The 15,490-nt window shown below is 66.3% G+C and carries 9 protein-coding genes and 1 pseudogene; all 10 read right to left on the bottom strand.

All coding sequences use genetic code 11. The features are described from left to right. Positions 1–12: 12 nt before the first annotated feature. The 10 genes and pseudogenes from CDN36_RS00915 to CDN36_RS00875 all read right to left on the bottom strand — a co-directional run bounded on the left by CDN36_RS00915 (position 13) and on the right by CDN36_RS00875 (position 15,465). Positions 13–3,390, bottom strand: coding sequence for a hybrid sensor histidine kinase/response regulator (locus CDN36_RS00915; protein ID WP_287495759.1), 3,378 nt, complete (start codon positions 3,388–3,390; stop codon positions 13–15). Positions 3,391–3,419: 29 nt separating this feature from the next. After that, on the bottom strand, positions 3,420–4,094 hold the full coding sequence (locus CDN36_RS00910; protein ID WP_150554314.1) for a response regulator: 675 nt from the start codon (positions 4,092–4,094) through the stop codon (positions 3,420–3,422). 186 nt (positions 4,095–4,280) lie between these two features. After that, positions 4,281–4,844, bottom strand: coding sequence for a hypothetical protein (locus CDN36_RS00905; RefSeq protein ID WP_287495758.1), 564 nt, complete (start codon positions 4,842–4,844; stop codon positions 4,281–4,283). Positions 4,845–5,322: 478 nt separating this feature from the next. Next, positions 5,323–6,165, bottom strand: coding sequence for a sulfite exporter TauE/SafE family protein (locus CDN36_RS00900; protein WP_287495757.1), 843 nt, complete (start codon positions 6,163–6,165; stop codon positions 5,323–5,325). A 442-nt stretch (positions 6,166–6,607) separates the two neighbouring features. Then, positions 6,608–7,342 (bottom strand): tetratricopeptide repeat protein, encoded by a 735-nt coding sequence (locus CDN36_RS00895; RefSeq protein WP_287495756.1) that lies wholly within the window; start codon positions 7,340–7,342, stop codon positions 6,608–6,610. Further along, positions 7,342–9,582 carry a TonB-dependent receptor gene (locus CDN36_RS00890; protein WP_287495755.1) on the bottom strand — a complete coding sequence of 747 codons (2,241 nt, stop codon included), beginning with the start codon at positions 9,580–9,582 and terminating at the stop codon, positions 7,342–7,344. The genes CDN36_RS00895 and CDN36_RS00890 overlap by 1 nt, the downstream gene beginning before the upstream one ends. A gap of 514 nt (positions 9,583–10,096) precedes the next feature. Beyond that, on the bottom strand, positions 10,097–11,356 hold the full coding sequence (locus CDN36_RS00885; protein WP_287495754.1) for a CoA transferase: 1,260 nt from the start codon (positions 11,354–11,356) through the stop codon (positions 10,097–10,099). 20 nt (positions 11,357–11,376) lie between these two features. Continuing rightward, positions 11,377–11,457: pseudogene (locus CDN36_RS22490) on the bottom strand (hypothetical protein); the annotation flags it as partial. 243 nt (positions 11,458–11,700) lie between these two features. Continuing rightward, positions 11,701–12,678, bottom strand: a complete 978-nt coding sequence (gene corA, locus CDN36_RS00880; RefSeq protein WP_287495753.1) for a magnesium/cobalt transporter CorA — start codon at positions 12,676–12,678, stop codon at positions 11,701–11,703. Between the two features lie 81 nt (positions 12,679–12,759). Further along, positions 12,760–15,465, bottom strand: coding sequence for a bifunctional acetate--CoA ligase family protein/GNAT family N-acetyltransferase (locus CDN36_RS00875; RefSeq protein WP_287495752.1), 2,706 nt, complete (start codon positions 15,463–15,465; stop codon positions 12,760–12,762). Positions 15,466–15,490 lie beyond the last annotated feature (25 nt).

The following is a 15,490-nucleotide window of genomic DNA, read 5'->3' as shown; positions in this document are numbered from 1 at the left end:
TTGCACCGGCCGTCACGCGTCGGTGGCGATGGCGTGGCCCTGCGAGCGCAGCCACTCGTTCCAGGCGACGTCGAGCGCGTCGAGCGCCGCTTCCATCTGGCCAGACGACGCCTGCGGCGCCAGGTGTTCCACTTGCGCCGCGAGCGATGCGAGCGAACCCAGGCCGAACGTCATGTAGCCGCCGCGCAGGCGGTGCGCGGAGTGGCGCAGCGTCTCGCGCGACATGGTGGCCAGGGCCGCGCGGCAGTTGGCGATGTCCTGATCCGCAATGTTGACGAATGTGTCGAGCATATCCGAGAGCGGCATTCTCCCCTCGTTCGCTGCGGGCGTGTGGGCGGCCGATTCGTTGGCCGGTTCGGTCGGCGGCGCCGGCAACGGCGCGATTTCGCCGGACAGCGCCGGGTAGCGCTTGCGCACCAGATCGACCGCGCGCAGCAGCGAGCGCGCGTCGACGGGCTTGTAGACGATCGCGTCATACGGCGACTTCGCATCGCCGTCGTGACGCAGCGTCACATCCGCGGTTGCCACGAGCACCGGCACGTGCGAGGCGCGCGCCTTGATCTCCGTCGCGAGCGCATAACCGGAGATGTGCGGCATGTTGGCGTCCGTGATCACCAGCATGTGCGAGTCGGCATCGAAGGCGTCCAGGGCCTCGCGCGGGTCGTGGTAGCAGTCGACCATCGCGCCCAATCCTTCCAGTTGCCGAGAGAGCAACATGCCGCTGATCGGATGATCGTCCGCGACGAGCACGTACCAGCCGGCCAGCGGCTGCGAGCGCGCCTGCGCGTCGGTCGTGGACGGCAGTTCCCCATGCGACATCTCACCGGGGCGCGGCACCGAACCCATCGCCTCCCACAACTCCGCCTGCTGAAAGAGAGAGATGTCGCGCGGCCACGCGCGCGTGGCGCCCGCCGGCCGGTCGACCGGCGTCGAACGCAGCAGGTAGACGTTCGCGCCCGCCATGCCGCGCACCGGCCATTCGTCGGCGAACATCAGCAGACCGGCGTCATCGCTGCGACCGGCGCCCATGGACCACGACACGGCATCGTCATGGCGCACGGGAATGAAACCCGCGCGCCGAATCAACGCTTCGAGGTACCCGTGCCGGCGCGAGAGCGCGCTGACATAGCCAAATGTTTCCCCGCTCTCGATCACGAGCGGCGCCTCGCTCTCGGCGGCCCATGGCAGCCGCAGCGTGAAGGTCATCGTCGTGCCCTCCCCCTTGCGGCTGTCCACCCGCAACTGGCCCCCGAGCATGCCGACGAATTGATGCGAGATGGCCAGCCCCAGGCCCGTACCGTGCTGCATGCCTGGCTCGTTCGTACTCTTTCCGAATGGCCGGAACAGGTCCACGAGGTCCTCCGCGGCAATACCGACGCCGCTGTCGTTTACCGTGAAGGTCACGTCGCAGCCCTGTGCGTCCGCGCGTGCGAGCATGGCGCTGAACGCCACATGCCCCTTCTCCGTGAACTTGATCGCGTTGCCGACCAGATTGGTGACCACCTGGCCGATGCGCAGCGCATCGGTATGTACGGCGCGCGCGAGCGCCGGATCGATCATCCAGTCGAGCGTGAGGCCCTGCAAACGCGCACGTCCCGTGAACGACAGCCCCACCGCTTCGAGTTCCTTGAGCAACGAGCAGTCGCGCGCATTGAGCTCGAAACGCCCGACCTGCATGCGCGAGTAATCGAGAAGGTCATTGATCAGGTCGAGCAGATTGCGCGTGGAGCTTTCCATCACATCCACGTAGTAACGGTGATCGTCGCCGAGCTTCTGCGCGCTCAACAACTCGAGCGACGCCAGCGTGCCATAGAGCGGCGTGCGCATCTCATGGCTGACGGTCGTGAGGAACACGTCCTTGGCCCGATTGGCGGACTCGGCAGCGAGCCGCGCCTTGCGCTGCTCGAGTTCGAAGCGGCGCTGCTCGGTCACGTCGGAGAGCGTGGCGATGAGCACCGGCGCCTCGCGAAACACCGTATCGACGAAGCTCACGGCGTAGTGGCGCTCGCCCGCGTCGTCGACGGCGCTGAGCAGACGCCGCGCCGGCCGCGCGACCACGCCGCTGTTGAGCTGGCGGTACATGCGGGTGAGCTCGCCGTCGCCCAGTTGCCGCAACAGGTCGACCGTTCCCGCATACGCCGGATTGCTCATCACGACGGCCGGCTCGAACGGGTCGATGATGGCCATGCCGACCGGCGCCGTCTCGATAAGCGTCTGGGTGAAGGCGTCACGCTCAAGCAACGTGGTCGTGCGTTGACTGGCCGGCTCGATGATGCGCTGGCGCATGTAGCGCATGCCGGCGTATACGCCGCCCGCATATAGCAGCAGTAGCACGGTCGCGCCGAGCAGCAGCGTCGCGTTCTCGCGCAGCAGCGTGGACGGCTGCGCGGCATAACGCACGAACCACGGCGCGGACGGCAGGTGTCGTTCGAACACGATGCGCTGGCCGTCGGTGCAAAGGGACATGCGGGCGCCGCCGAAGAGCGGCAGCGTGAGGAGTCTGCGCAAATGCCCCAGAGACGGGAGCGGCACGCCGGCGCTGGCAATGACCAGGCCATCGTCGGACACCAGTTGCAGCGATTGCCCGGTCTGCTGGAGGTCGCGCATATGCGGCGGCACGAGCATTTCGGGCGACATGCTAGTGCCGACGTACAGCAGCAGATGCCCCTGCAGGTCGCGAATCGGCGTGAAGTTCGCCACGGTCTTCAGATGCGTGACCGGATGCTCGTAGTTGTACGTCCAGAACGGACCTTCGCTGTTGCCGCGGGCGCGCGCGTGATAGCGCTCGACCTTGTTGATTTCGCCCAGCATCGCGCGCGCATCCTGCGCCAGCTTGGCGGGACTGAAAGCTTCGCGGCCGGCGGCAGGGCGATATGTCGCGAAGGCGCCGTCCGGCGAGATGATGAACGTCTCGTCCTGACTGTCGAGCGGGCTCCAGAAGTTGGCGTCGAGCACCATGAGCCGCAAGGTCAAGCGTGCATAGAGCTCCGCGCGCTCGGGCGGAATCTCGGCGAGCTTGACGATTTCGAACTGCCCGTCCCAACCCACGCCGCTGATGCGTTTGGCCGTGCCCACGGGCATGCTGAGCAATGGTTGGAGGATGCGATCGGTCAGCGTCTGCGTCACGCCGCCCGGTCGCATGCGGCTGGCCTGCGTCGACTGCGCCATGGCGCGCGCCTGCTCGTTGAATATCTCCAGATCGCGGATCTCGCGGCCCACAGCGGCGAAGAACGCCTCTGTCTTCTGGCCGCCCTGCCAGAGCGCGCCGAACAGCGCATACGACACCGCCGCGCACCAGACGGACAGGCCGAAGAGAAGCGCAAGCAGGCTGCCTGCACGGAGCAGACAGCCTGCAATGGCGATGTCACGCATCATGGTTCGGGTGGGCATAGGCTCCGGCGTCCGGCGTGGTGGCGGGCTCAGGCCGCGGTTGCCGTTTCGGCTTCGCCTTCGCGATCGAACTGGACGGGACTCGAGACGTGCAGCTTGAACAGTTCCATATCGGTGCGGCAACCCAGCTTGCACATGGCCATGCGCTTCTGGTTATTGATCGTCTTGGCCGAGCGCTTGAGCGCCGCCGCGATCTGCGACACGTTTTGGCCATCCAGATACATGCGCAGCACTTCCATTTCCTTGGGCGAAAGCGGGCGGCGCGCCGTCGGCTTGCGTCGCATCTGCTCCTCGAGGATCTGTTCGGCGCGACCGCCGCGATAGCTCATGCCGCGACGGCAGCGCTCCACGCAGACCGTGATTTCGCGCAGATCGTCGGACTTGGTCATCACGCCGAGCACGCCGCAGTTGTCGAGCGCGTGGATGATGGCCGGCTGTTCGATCGACGTGAAGACGATGATCTTGACGTCCGGATACTTGCGGCGCACGCGGTTGATCATCACGAGCCCGTCGCCGAAGGTGCCTCCCGGCATGCAGTAATCGGTGATGAGCACGTCGACGGAATTCGTCTCGAGCGCCTTGAATAATTCGGTGGAGTTCGACACCGGCGGCAACACGTGGAAGCCGGGATCCGGGGAGAGCATTTCACGCAGCGTGGAGGCGATGATCGGATGATCATCGGCAATCAGAATTTTTACCATCATGTGCAAAATCCTTTTAAAAGAAGTCAGCCGTGGGCGCGCGCGATCCTCCGCCGCGTCTACGCGTCATGGCCTCCTGAAAGAGGAATGCGTGTCGGGCCGACACACTCGTTGGTCACTGGCGAGTGACCGCCTCGTCGTTGCGCGATGTCTTGCGGAGCACCGGTCCTGCCGGCTTCCGGCCTCGCGTTATTCCGCGGCGTCGGGCGACCTCGCGTCGCCGACCGTTGTCCACGCGGAGCACGTCTTGTGCCCCGCGAGCCGCGTCTCCCCTTGTCCGATGACCGGCTTGACACAGTAGCGAACCCGCGCGCCGCGCAAGCCGGCCGAGGGCATCATTTCGCGGGCGCGTCCCACGACCCGAATGCGTGTCGGGCCAGACGCCGCTTCCCACAGATGCACGCTATCGGTCTCAGGCCAGTCGGCCATCCATCGATACGTTCCGCTCACGACGCGGCCCACTTGTGGTGTCCCGCTCATCGCGACCGCGGCCGCCACGGGCCGCAAACGGGTATCGATCTCCTTCGTCGCTGTCGGAGAATGCGCAGCCGACAACGATGCACCGGCGGTGTGCGCCTCGGCGCCCTGCCCCGTGCCACCCGCCGCCGACGGCTGGTACTCGCTGCACCCCGCCAGCCACAGCATCGCCACGGCACCGATCAGGCTCGTGCGAGCGTGTCGCACCACCGCGCGCACCGCTTTTGCGGATTGCCCGAAGCCGGAAGGGAAAGCGTCAACGTGTGTCGTGGTCATCAATGAAATGCTGACCCGCAACGCGTGGCGATTCACGTTACCTGTCACGTTTTACGATCAGCAGGAATATAGGATAAATCTACAAAATCCGGCCAATTCGAACTCAGTTATAGGAAACATCCTAGTTCAGAATAGGCAGATCACTGTTTTCGAACCGCGCAGTGCACGCATGCCGCGGCGATTTAATGCAGGAATTGCTTAATTCCCGCCCGCTGCTTGCTTCAGGCGCGTTCTGATGGACAGATACGCAAGGAAAAGATTCATTTCCTCCGGCGCGAACCGCCGCCAATACCGACTTGCGTTTGGAAATAGCGCCGCTATGCGCGTTTCATTGGAAACGGCAATTCACTCGAAAGGCGTTGTGATTTTCGAGAGAATGAAATCGACCTGAAAAAGCATGCCCGGCCTCGGGCGTCATTCATGCATTCGCACACGCTCGCGTGCGACGCCGGTACATCGCGCGCCGCGGCGCAAGGCATCAAGCGCCGAAGGCTTTCACGAACATGCCGAGCGCAACGAGTGCCATGAGGGCGGAAAAGACCTGCTGCAACCTCGCGGCGGCGAGGCGCGGCGCGAGCGCCCGGCCGAGGACCATGCCGGCAACGGCGCCCACGACGAACGTCCAGCCCTGCTCCCCCGGATGCATGCCGTGCCACCACGCGTTGGCGACCGTTCCGGCGGAGATCAGCGCAATGACGAACAACGACGTCGCCACAACGCCGTGCACCGTGATGTCGGAGAACCGGCGCAGTGCCGGAACGATCACGAAACCGCCGCCCACACCAAGCAGTCCCGAGGCGAATCCGGAGACGGCGCCGATGGTGCCAAGCGTGCCGGCCACGCGACGTGTCCAGTGCAGGCGTCCCGTGGCCGGGTCGAGCCGGCACGGCGGCGGCGCCGCTGCGGCGCCGGACGGGCCTGTCGTTGACGCACGGGCGCGCGCACCGCGTGAGGCGCGGTACATCCGTGCAGCCACGATGAGCATGGCTATTGCGAACAGTCCGACGAGCCATCGCTCGGGCAACCGATGCGCCATCCACGTACCGAGCGGTGCAACGCATACCCCAATGCCGGCCATGAGCATGGCGGCCCGATAGCGCACGAGGCCGGCGCGCAAGCCCTGCGCGCTGCCAACCGCGGCACTTGCCCCCACGGCGAGCAGCGCCACGGGCCCCGCCTGCGGCACGCCCCAGCCAAGGCCGAACACCAGCGCGGGCACCGCGAAGATGCCGCCGCCCGCGCCCGTCAATCCGAGCACGAGGCCAACGCCCGCGCCCAGCAGGGCCGCGGCCGGGAACACACTCGCGAGGTCGGGGGACATGGGACGATTTCCAACAAAAAAGTGACCTGGCGCCATCTCCAAATCACTATTAGTCATATGCTTATGACGTCAAATTATATAGGAATCATCCCAAACAGAAAAGTCCCGGGTACGCAGAGCAGCGCAGACGCCCGCCTGACGGGGGTCTCGGTGGGTATTGATGGTGCCTATGGCGAGTGAGGTGAGTGCGGTGAGTGGGGTCAGCAGCGGAGGCCCGCTCGCCGTTTGGGAGGGCTGTGGTCCAGTCGGCATTCGGGCACGCGACGCCTATGGAGCGCCGCTATGGAGCGCCGTTATGGAATGCCGTTATGGAATGCCGTTATGGAATGCCGTTATGGAGTGCCCTTTTGCAGCGCCGTTTTGCAGCGCCGTGTTGCAGCGCTGCCAGGCCGTGGGGTCGGATACCTGGGCGGATGCGGCGACGGCGCGACCGTGCCGCCGTTCATGCCCCGGCCCATGTTGCGGCCAGCGCGCGGATTCGCTCGTCCGGCACTGCGGACAGAAAATCGGCCGCCTTCTGGAGAAACGCAGCGGTGGCCGTCGTCGGCACCTGGGCAAGCCATGTCAGCGCCGCGTCGAACTGCCGCTGCCCGATCAGCAGGCGCGCCACGTTGAATTGGCCGCGAAAGTCCCCGCCCAAAGCCGCACGCCGATACCAGTCGAGCGCGCGCGTCATGTCGCGCGGCACTTCCCAGCCGTCTTCGAAGAAGCCCCCCAGCAGGTTCTGCGACTTGGCGTGCCCAAGGCCCGCCGCCTTTTCCAGCCACGCCAGGGCGGTCTTGCGATCCATCTCGCCGCCGCGCCCGAGCGCGAGCAACGTCGCGAGGTTGTACATGCCCCATGGCTCGTCGCGGCGCGCGGACTGGCGATACCAGTAGCGCGCCACGTCGTCGCTGGCCGACACGCCCCAACCGTTCTCATAGCACCGCCCGACCATGTTCGCTGCCATGCCGTGACCGGCGTGTGCGGCGCGCTTGAACCACTCGAGTGCGGCCGCGGCGTCGGGCGCGCTCCCGCGCCCCTCGAGCAACCACTGCGCGTACACCGTTTGCGCCTCGACGTGCCCCGCCCGCGAGGCCGCGGCAAGCCACGCGAGCGCCGTTGCCGGCGGCCCCGCGAGAATCTCGCGAATCTGCGCAGGCGTGAGCGTCGCGATTTGCGACGGCGTAACGTGCATCAGTAACGGGCGGTGAGCGACACGATTGCGCTGCGTCCTGGCGCCATCGACGCGTAGTGCGCCGGGTAGGCCTGGTCGAAGTAGCGACGATTGAAGACGTTCTGCACGTTGAGCTGAGCCGTGATCTTCTTGTTGATGCGCCACGCGGCCATCGCGTCGAAGCGCCAGTACGCGGGAATCTCACGCAGGTTGGCCGGGTCGCCGAACACGCTCGACGTGTAGAACGCACCGCCGCCCACGGTCACCGCCGGAACGATGTCGTAGGTCGTCCACAGGCTGAAGCTGTTGCGCGGCGTGTTCGGGAACTGGTTGCCGTTGTTCGACGCTGCCGCGCCCGTGCCGTTGTCGGTGAGCTCGCTCTTCATGTATGTGTAGCCACCGAACACCTGCCACTTGTCGGTGAGCTTGCCGGCGAAGCCGAGTTCGACGCCCTTCACGTTCTTGCCGCCGACCATCGCATACGTGTTGTCGGCCATCGTTACGCGGGCATTGGTCGTCTCGATGTAAAACAACGCGGCGGTAAGCAACAGACGCTCGCCGAGCACGTTCCACTTCGTTCCGATCTCGTATGAACGGTTCTTCTCGGGGGCGAGATCGGCCGCATTCGCGCCAACGCCGCCGCGGCCCGGCAGCAGACTTTGCCCTTCGCTGCCTTCGCCGAGCAGCGAGCCGGCCGGCACCGAAGAGGTCGCATACGACGCGTAAATGCTGCCGTTGGGCAGCGGCTTGTACGTCACGCCCGCCTGCCAGTTGAAGAGCGTGTCGTCGCGCGAGGTCGTCTTGCCGCCGTTGGCGCGCGTGTCGGTGAAATCGGTGGAATAGCGATCGACCCGCGCGCCGAGGTTGAGCTGCCATTCCTTCGACAGGTCGATGGTATCGAAGCCATAGACCGCGGCCGTCACCGTGCGCTGGAAGGCCGGATCGTCGTTCAACCGGATGCTGCCGGTCCACGGGTCATACGGGTTCGGGTCGTACAGGCTCGTGCAGTTGTAGCCGGACGCCGCGCCGATCCCTCGCAGACACGAGTTCGCGGCGCCCGATCCGCTGCCGGCGGCCACGGCGTAGGCGTCCTTGCGGCTCGACTCTCGCGAGAACTCGGCGCCGATGTTGAAGCTGTGCTTGAAGCGTCCGGTGTGCGCCTCGCCGAAGAGCTCCGTCTGGTTGGCAATGCTCCACACGTTGCTGTCTCGCGTGTTCGCGCGGCGCCACACCTTGCCGTTGGCCACGTTGCCCTGGCTGTCGTCGGGCTGCGTCCAGATATAGCTTTGCGACGACTTGGTGTAACGCGTCATGTTGCGCACGGTAAGCGTCGGCGAAATGTCGTGTTCGATCTTGATCGTGCCGATGTCCGATGACGTGCGGCGGAAGTCGCGGTCGTCGAGCCCGTAGAAGTTGCTCGCGTTGACGGCGGCAGGCCCCGTGCGGCGGCCGGGCGCGTAGTTGTACGGAATGCCCGAGTCGGGCAGGCCGTCCGACTGCATGTGATAGAAGCTCGCCACTACGCGCGTGGGCGTGCCCAGCCCGAATGCCACGGACGGCGCGATACCCCAGCGCGAATCGTAGATCGCGTCGCGCCCGGCCACGCCGGCGTCATGCCCCATGAGGTTCAGCCGGAATGCGGCGTGGTCGCCGACCTGCCAGTTGCCGTCGGCCGTCAGCCGTTTGTATTTCGCGTTGCCCAGGCCCACCGTGCCTTCGGCGAACGTGCCGAGCTTGGCCTCCTTGCTCACGATGTTCACGCTGCCGCCTGCGCCGCCACGGCCGCCGTAGGCGCCGCTCGCCCCCTTCACGACCTCCACCGCTTCGGTGTTGAACATCTCGTGCGTGGTCGCGCCGACGTCACGCATGCCGTCGACGAACAGGCTGCCCTGTGTGTCATAGCCGCGCAGGAACGGGCGGTCGCCGAGCGGGTTGCCGCCCTCGCCCGCCCCGAACGTGATGCCCGGCACGGTACGCAGCGCCTCGGTCAATGTGCTCGATCCGGTGCTTTGCAGGAGAGGCTCGGGGATGACGGTCACGGCGCGCGGCGTGTCGAGGATCGGCGCCGTGAACTTCTGCGACGACGAGTAATCGACCTTGAAACTGTCCCGCTCGCCGGTGACATTGAGGCTGGGCAATTGCACCTCGGCCGCGCCGGGCGTGGTTCCTGCGTCGGCTGCCATCGCGCCCTGCGCGCTCAGAATGCCCACCAATGCGGCGCTCAGTTGCGAGCGGCGCAGCGTCATCGGTCCTGCTTGCATCTCGGATTTCCCCCTTGGAGATCGCTGTCATCGGGCGATCCGCGTGTCGTTCGTAGGCTGTCGTGGCTCCGGCCCCCGCCGGCAAACGGGTGACGCGCGACATCGTGCCTGCGTCGCCCGTCACCTGCCGCCCCCGGCCGGCTACCACGGCCGGTCACCGCCGAATCAGCCAAATACTGAACTGGAATCGCTCTTCGGAAATGCGAATTATTCCTATTTTTAATAACGATGGCAAATAATTTGTAATGTTTCCGAACACGAGGGGCTAAGGCGAGTAAGGCGAGTAAGGCAAGTAAGGCGAGTAAGGCAAGTAAGGCGAGTAAGGCGAGTAAGGCGAGTAAGAGGAGTAAGGCGACTAAGGCGACTAAGCGGAATAAGGGGAGCGAGAGAAGAAAGGGAGGAGATTCTGGAGATACCAGCCGTTCACGGCGATGGCGCGAAGTCGCACAGCGCTTGCTGGCCGGGACTGGCGGCGCCACGGCGCCGCTGTCTCGATCAGGAGGCGGCGCGCCTGTCAGCGGCGCCCGGTGAAGTCGGCCGATGGCGCGGCGATGTCCGCGACGCCGAGTTCAGCCAGGATATCGCCCGTATGCGCTCCGGGCGCCGGCGGATCGATAGGCGCCACGGGGCTCTGGCCATTGAGCCGCACCGGCGACGCAATGGTGTGCGTCATCTCCCCGCTCGGCAGGACCATGGGGCGTACCCAGCCCATATGGGCGACCTGCGGGTCGGCCAACACCCGCGAGTAGGTGCTGATGGCCGTGCATGGCACGCCGACCGCGTGCAGCCGTGCCAGCCAGACGCTCCGGTCTTCGAGCACGAACACGGCTTCGAGCACATCGCGCAGCGCCGCCTGATGGCACGCCCGTTCGCGCGCGTTGGCGAACCGGGAGTCGTCAAGCAGATCGACGCGATGCACGAGCGCACAGATCGCCTGCCAATGCGCTGGGCCATCGAGGTCCATGCCGAAGTAGCCGTCACGGGCGCGAAACGTCGGCCAGGGCGCCGATGGACCGCCGAAGCGCGCCTCGTCATTTCCCAGCGCCTTCGCGAGCGGAGAAACGGCGCCGCCCCCCGCCGCCTCACCCATTCCCGGGGAAGCCGCCGTCGCGGCACTGCCGGCCGGCACGCGTGCCGATGTATGTGCCGATGTATGTGCCGGTGTGGGCGTCGGTGCGAGCGTCGGTGCGAGTGTTGACGTGAGAGCCTGTGCCGGCACCAGTCCGGCCCGCTGCGCCGCTTCAGCGCCCTCGTCGCCGGCCCGCAACGCGGCAATGGCCAACGTGGCGCCGAGCATGGGTACGTCGATATGCACGCCTCGCCCGTGCTGTTGCGCCGCGACGAGCGCGGCCGAGGCCGAAAACGCCGCGTAGAGCCCGGCCGCCAGATCGGCGACCGGCAAATCGCGCGGTGGCTCGAGCCGGCCGGAGGCCGTGCCGAGCATGCCGCGCAGCGCCTCCAGTGCGGGCACGTCGGGCTGCGTCACCGAGCGCGGGCCATCCTGGCCAAAGGCGGAAATGCAGACGTAGACGAGATGCGGCTGCACGGCAGCCAGTGCGTCGTAGCCAAGTCCGGCACGCGCGAGCATGCCCGGCGGCAGACATTCGATGACGACATGCGCCCCGCGCACCAGCGTATGGGCGAGACTTCGTCCTTCGAGCGTGAGCAGATCCAGCACGACGGAGCGCTTGTTGCGCCGCAGGCCGACCTGCGTCGAGGCGCCCAATGGACTCTGGCTGTCGATGGAAAACTCGTCGACGGGATCGTCGACCATGATGACGCCGCGCCCATGTCAGCGAGCAGCATGCCGCAGTAGGCGCCCGCCGCGCCCCGACAGAACTCGATGACGCGGATCCCCGAAAGTGGTGCGTTCAATATCTGACCCCTATTTGCCTGGCGTTTGTTGTAATTCTTACCCTTGGCAACCGTCTGGCGCGGTGTTGGCGAATTCTAGTGCAAATGTTCAACGCCGGTCACTGCGGAAAAAAGGAGGGGCCGCGCCCCGTTGCCACGGGGCAACAAGTGCGATGGACGGGCGTCGGCGACATGTGCGCGTCACACGCTGGCGCCCTCGCGGCGCGCCGCAGACCTCGCCCTCGCGCACCACAAGCCCCGGCCTTACAACCACCCCGCCTTACGGAATTTGAGGAACAGCAGCACGTCGATGAGCACCATCGCGGCAATGCAAAGCGGGTAGCCATACGCAAACTTCAACTCGGGAATGTCGGCGAAGTTCATGCCGTAGATGCCTGCGATCATCGTCGGCACCGCAAAGAGCGCGGCGAACGAGCCGAGCCGCTTGGTCGTTTCGTTCTCCGTCAGCGAAATCATGCCGAGATTGACCGAGAGCGCCGTGGTGACCATTTCGCGCAGCAAATCGATGTTCTTCGTGATGCGCTGCAAATGGTCGAACACGTCGCGGAAATACTCCTGCATGCCGCCGCACAGCTTGGGGGCCATGGCGCCGAACAGCTTGCTCACGGCTTCCATGAGCGGCACGCAGGCATGCTGGAGCGTGATCAATCGGCGCTTGAGTTGGTACAGGTCTTCGATGATCGCGCGCCCCTTGGTGGGCGCGTTGGGCGTGAAGATCTGCTCCTCGATCGCTTCGAGCTGCGCTTCGAGATCGTCGAACACGGGGAAGTAGCTGTCGACGACGGCGTCCATGAGCGCGTAGAGCACGAAGATCGAGCCCTGCTTGAGCAGGTGCGGCTCCTTCTCGGCGCGCGCCCTCACCGCGCCCAGGCCCTGCGTCGCGTTCGAGCGCACCGAGAGCACGTAATTGTGCCCTGCAAAGATAGCGACTTCGCCTAGCGTGAAGTCGCCGTCGGCGTCCTTGTTCAGCACGTGAAGCACGGCGAAAAGCGAGTCGCCGTACTGTTCGATCTTCGGGCGTTGATGGCCGTGCTGCGCGTCTTCCACGGCAAGGTCATGCAGGCCGAATTCGTGCTGCATCTGCGCCAGCTCACCCGGCCCGGGGTCCTTGAGCGCCACCCACACGAAGCACTGCGGGCGCTCCAGATAGTCCGAGATTTCGTCGGGATGCAGATCCGCGATCTTGCGGCCATCCTCGTAGGCCACGCAATTCACTAGCATTCGTCTTCCTGGTCGGTGCGGTCGCCTGCTGCGCGTTCGCGCCCAGGCACCGGATCCGGCCGACGTGGCGGCCCACGGCCGTCACTCCTCGCGCGTCTCCTGCGCCTGCGCCGTCTGTTGCAGCGGCAGCCGGATATGAACGATGCCCGCCTCCATCTCCTCGGCCTCCCGGAAGCCAAGATGGCGGGCGAGTGTCAGCATACGCGTATTTGCGCACAGGACATAGCCGATGAGTTCCCCAGTACCACGCTTGCGGCAGTAGTCGATGATGTGCTCCATCAGCGCACGACCCAGGCCCCGCCCCTGCGCCGCCGGACTCACGGTGACCGCGAACTCGGCCACGGTGTTGTCAGGATCGGCCATCGCCTGCACCACGCCGAGCAGGCGCGTGCTGCCGCTCTCGTCCTTTTCGGTCGCCACGAACGTCATCGCGCGGTCGTAGTCGATCTGCGTGACGCGCGCCATCTGCGAGTGCGACAGCTCCTTGATGAGCCCGAAGTAGCGGAACTGCACGTCCTGCGGCGTGAGTGTGTGGAAAAACGCGTTGTAGGCGGGCTCGTCCTCGGGACGAATCGGGCGCACGCGCACCGGCTTGCCGCCGGCGTCCACGGTGCTCTCGAGCTCCTGCGGATACGGACGAATCGCCAACCGTCCATGCCCCGGCACCGCGGGCCTGCGCGCGACGATGCGTGCGTCGAGCGCGAGCACGCCGTGTGAATCCGCGAACAGCGGGTTGATGTCCAGCTCCGCGATTTCGGGCACGTCGCATACGAGTTGCGAGAGCTTCACGAGCGTGAGATAGATGGCCTCGTGGTTGGCCGGCGGGCGATTGCGATAGCCCGCGAGCAGCCGCGACACGCGGGCGCGCGCCACCATGTCGCGCGCGAGATTCAGGTTCAGCGGCGGCAGGCCGATGGTGCGGTCGGCAATGACTTCGACGGCAGTGCCGCCCTGCCCGAACAGCAGCACCGGACCGAAGACGCTGTCGGTCGCCACGCCCACGATCAGCTCGAACGCCTCCGTCCCGTTGACCATGCGCTGCACGGCGTAGCCGCTCACGCGGGCGTCGGGCCTCGCGGCAAGCGCGCGCTTGCGTATCTGACACGCGGCCTGCCTTGCCTGCTCCGCCGTCTCGATATTGAGCACCACGCCGCCGACGTCCGACTTGTGCGTGATGTCGGGCGACACCAGCTTGAGCGCCACCGGAAAGCCGATGCCTTGCGCCAGCTCGCCGGCCTGCTCCGGCGTCTGCGCCACGAGCGTCTCCACGACGGGAATGCCGTAAGCGGCGAGCACGCCCTTGGCTTCCGGCTCGGAGAGCAGTTCGCGACCCTCGCGCATCGCGCTCTCGACGATCGCGCGCACCCGCGCGATGTCGGGCGCGAAGCCTGGCGGAATCGATGGCGGCGTCTCCATGAGCAGCGCCTGGTTGCGGCGATAGTTCACGGCTTCGAGGAAGGCCCGCGCGGCGTTCTCCGGCGTGTCATACGTCGGCAGCCCCGCCTCGCGACAGACGCGGCGCGCGCGCTCAGCCGTCTCGCCGCCAAGCCAGCATGTGAAGACGTTCTTCGGCATTCGGGGCAACGCGGCGATGGCATGGGCGACGTCGAGGCTCGGCATCACGGCCGTCGGCGCCTGTATGAACAGTACCGCGGCCGTCTCCGGGTCTTCGCACAGCGCGGCGAGCGTCTTCGTGTAACGCTCGAGATCGGCGTCGCCGCCGATGTCGACCGGATTGACGCGACCGAGCGATTTCGGCAGGACGGCGTCGAGCGCCTCGCGCGTCTCGTCGCTCAGCGCCGCGAGCTTGCCACCGGCGAGTACGAGTGCGTCGGTCGCCATCACGCCGGCGCCGCCGCCGTTGGTCATGATCGAAAGCCTGTCGCCAAGGAAGGGGCGCAGGCGCGCGAGCGTCTCGACCGCGGCGAAAAGCTCGTCGGTCGTGTCCACGCGCAGCATGCCCGCGCGCCGGATCGCGGCATCGTAGACATCGTCCGCCCCGGCCAGTGCGCCGGTGTGCGACGCCGCCGCCTGAGCGCCTTCGGGCGCGCGCCCCGACTTGATCACGACAACCGGCTTGTTGCGTGCAGCCGCGCGCGCGGCCGACATGAACTTGCGTGCGTCGCGAATCGATTCCATGTACATCAGAATCGCGTCCGTGCCCGGATCGCTCGCGAGATAGTCGAGCATGTCGCCGAAGTCCACGTCGGCCCCGTCGCCCAGCGAGACGAAGTGCGAAAAGCCGATGTCGCGCGCGTCGGCCCAATCGAGCACTGCGGTGGTGAGCGCGCCCGACTGCGAGACGAAGGCGAGCTTTCCCGGGCGCGCCCCCATGTGTGCGAAGCTCGCGTTCAAGCCGATGCCGGGACTCAACAGTCCGATGCAGTTCGGCCCGAGAACGCGCAGCACGTGCGGCTTGGCGGCCTCGAGCATGCGCGCTTGCAGCGTTACGCCATGACGATCGCGCTCGCGCGCCAGCCCCGAGCTCAGCACCAGCGCCGCGCGTGTGCCACGCGCGCCCAGTTCGCGAATCAGCTCGGGCACCGTAGCGGGTGGCGTACAGATCACGGCCAGATCGGGCGCCTGCGGCAAGTCGGCGACGTTGCGATAGCACTTCCTGCCCGCGAGCGCGCCGTACTTCGGATTGACCGGATAGATCTCGCCCCGAAAGCCGCCGTCGATGACGTTGTGCAGCACGGTCGTCCCCACGCGGCGTTCGCGGTTGGACGCGCCGATCACGGCGACCGACTTGGGCTGAAACATCTGGCTCAGGTTACGGGTGGTCATGAGAGCTCCGGGGGGATCGGGTAAT

The organism is Pandoraea sp. CB10b_02, from assembly GCF_002216225.1.
Lineage (GTDB): Bacteria > Pseudomonadota > Gammaproteobacteria > Burkholderiales > Burkholderiaceae > Pandoraea > Pandoraea nosoerga.
The sequence above is the reverse complement of the archived record's forward strand: the minus strand, read 5'-3'. Positions and strand labels throughout refer to the sequence as shown.

What these genes read in the sequence shown, in the direction of transcription:
- CDN36_RS00915 (WP_287495759.1), bottom strand. Translation starts at nt 3,390, where the DNA reads ATGCCCACCCGAACCATGATGCGTGACATCGCCATTGCAGGCTGTCTG.
- CDN36_RS00910 (WP_150554314.1), bottom strand. Translation starts at nt 4,094, where the DNA reads ATGATGGTAAAAATTCTGATTGCCGATGATCATCCGATCATCGCCTCC.
- CDN36_RS00905 (WP_287495758.1), bottom strand. Translation starts at nt 4,844, where the DNA reads ATGACCACGACACACGTTGACGCTTTCCCTTCCGGCTTCGGGCAATCC.
- CDN36_RS00900 (WP_287495757.1), bottom strand. Translation starts at nt 6,165, where the DNA reads ATGTCCCCCGACCTCGCGAGTGTGTTCCCGGCCGCGGCCCTGCTGGGC.
- CDN36_RS00895 (WP_287495756.1), bottom strand. Translation starts at nt 7,342, where the DNA reads ATGCACGTTACGCCGTCGCAAATCGCGACGCTCACGCCTGCGCAGATT.
- CDN36_RS00890 (WP_287495755.1), bottom strand. Translation starts at nt 9,582, where the DNA reads ATGCAAGCAGGACCGATGACGCTGCGCCGCTCGCAACTGAGCGCCGCA.
- CDN36_RS00885 (WP_287495754.1), bottom strand. Translation starts at nt 11,356, where the DNA reads ATGGTCGACGATCCCGTCGACGAGTTTTCCATCGACAGCCAGAGTCCA.
- corA (WP_287495753.1), bottom strand. Translation starts at nt 12,678, where the DNA reads ATGCTAGTGAATTGCGTGGCCTACGAGGATGGCCGCAAGATCGCGGAT.
- CDN36_RS00875 (WP_287495752.1), bottom strand. Translation starts at nt 15,465, where the DNA reads ATGACCACCCGTAACCTGAGCCAGATGTTTCAGCCCAAGTCGGTCGCC.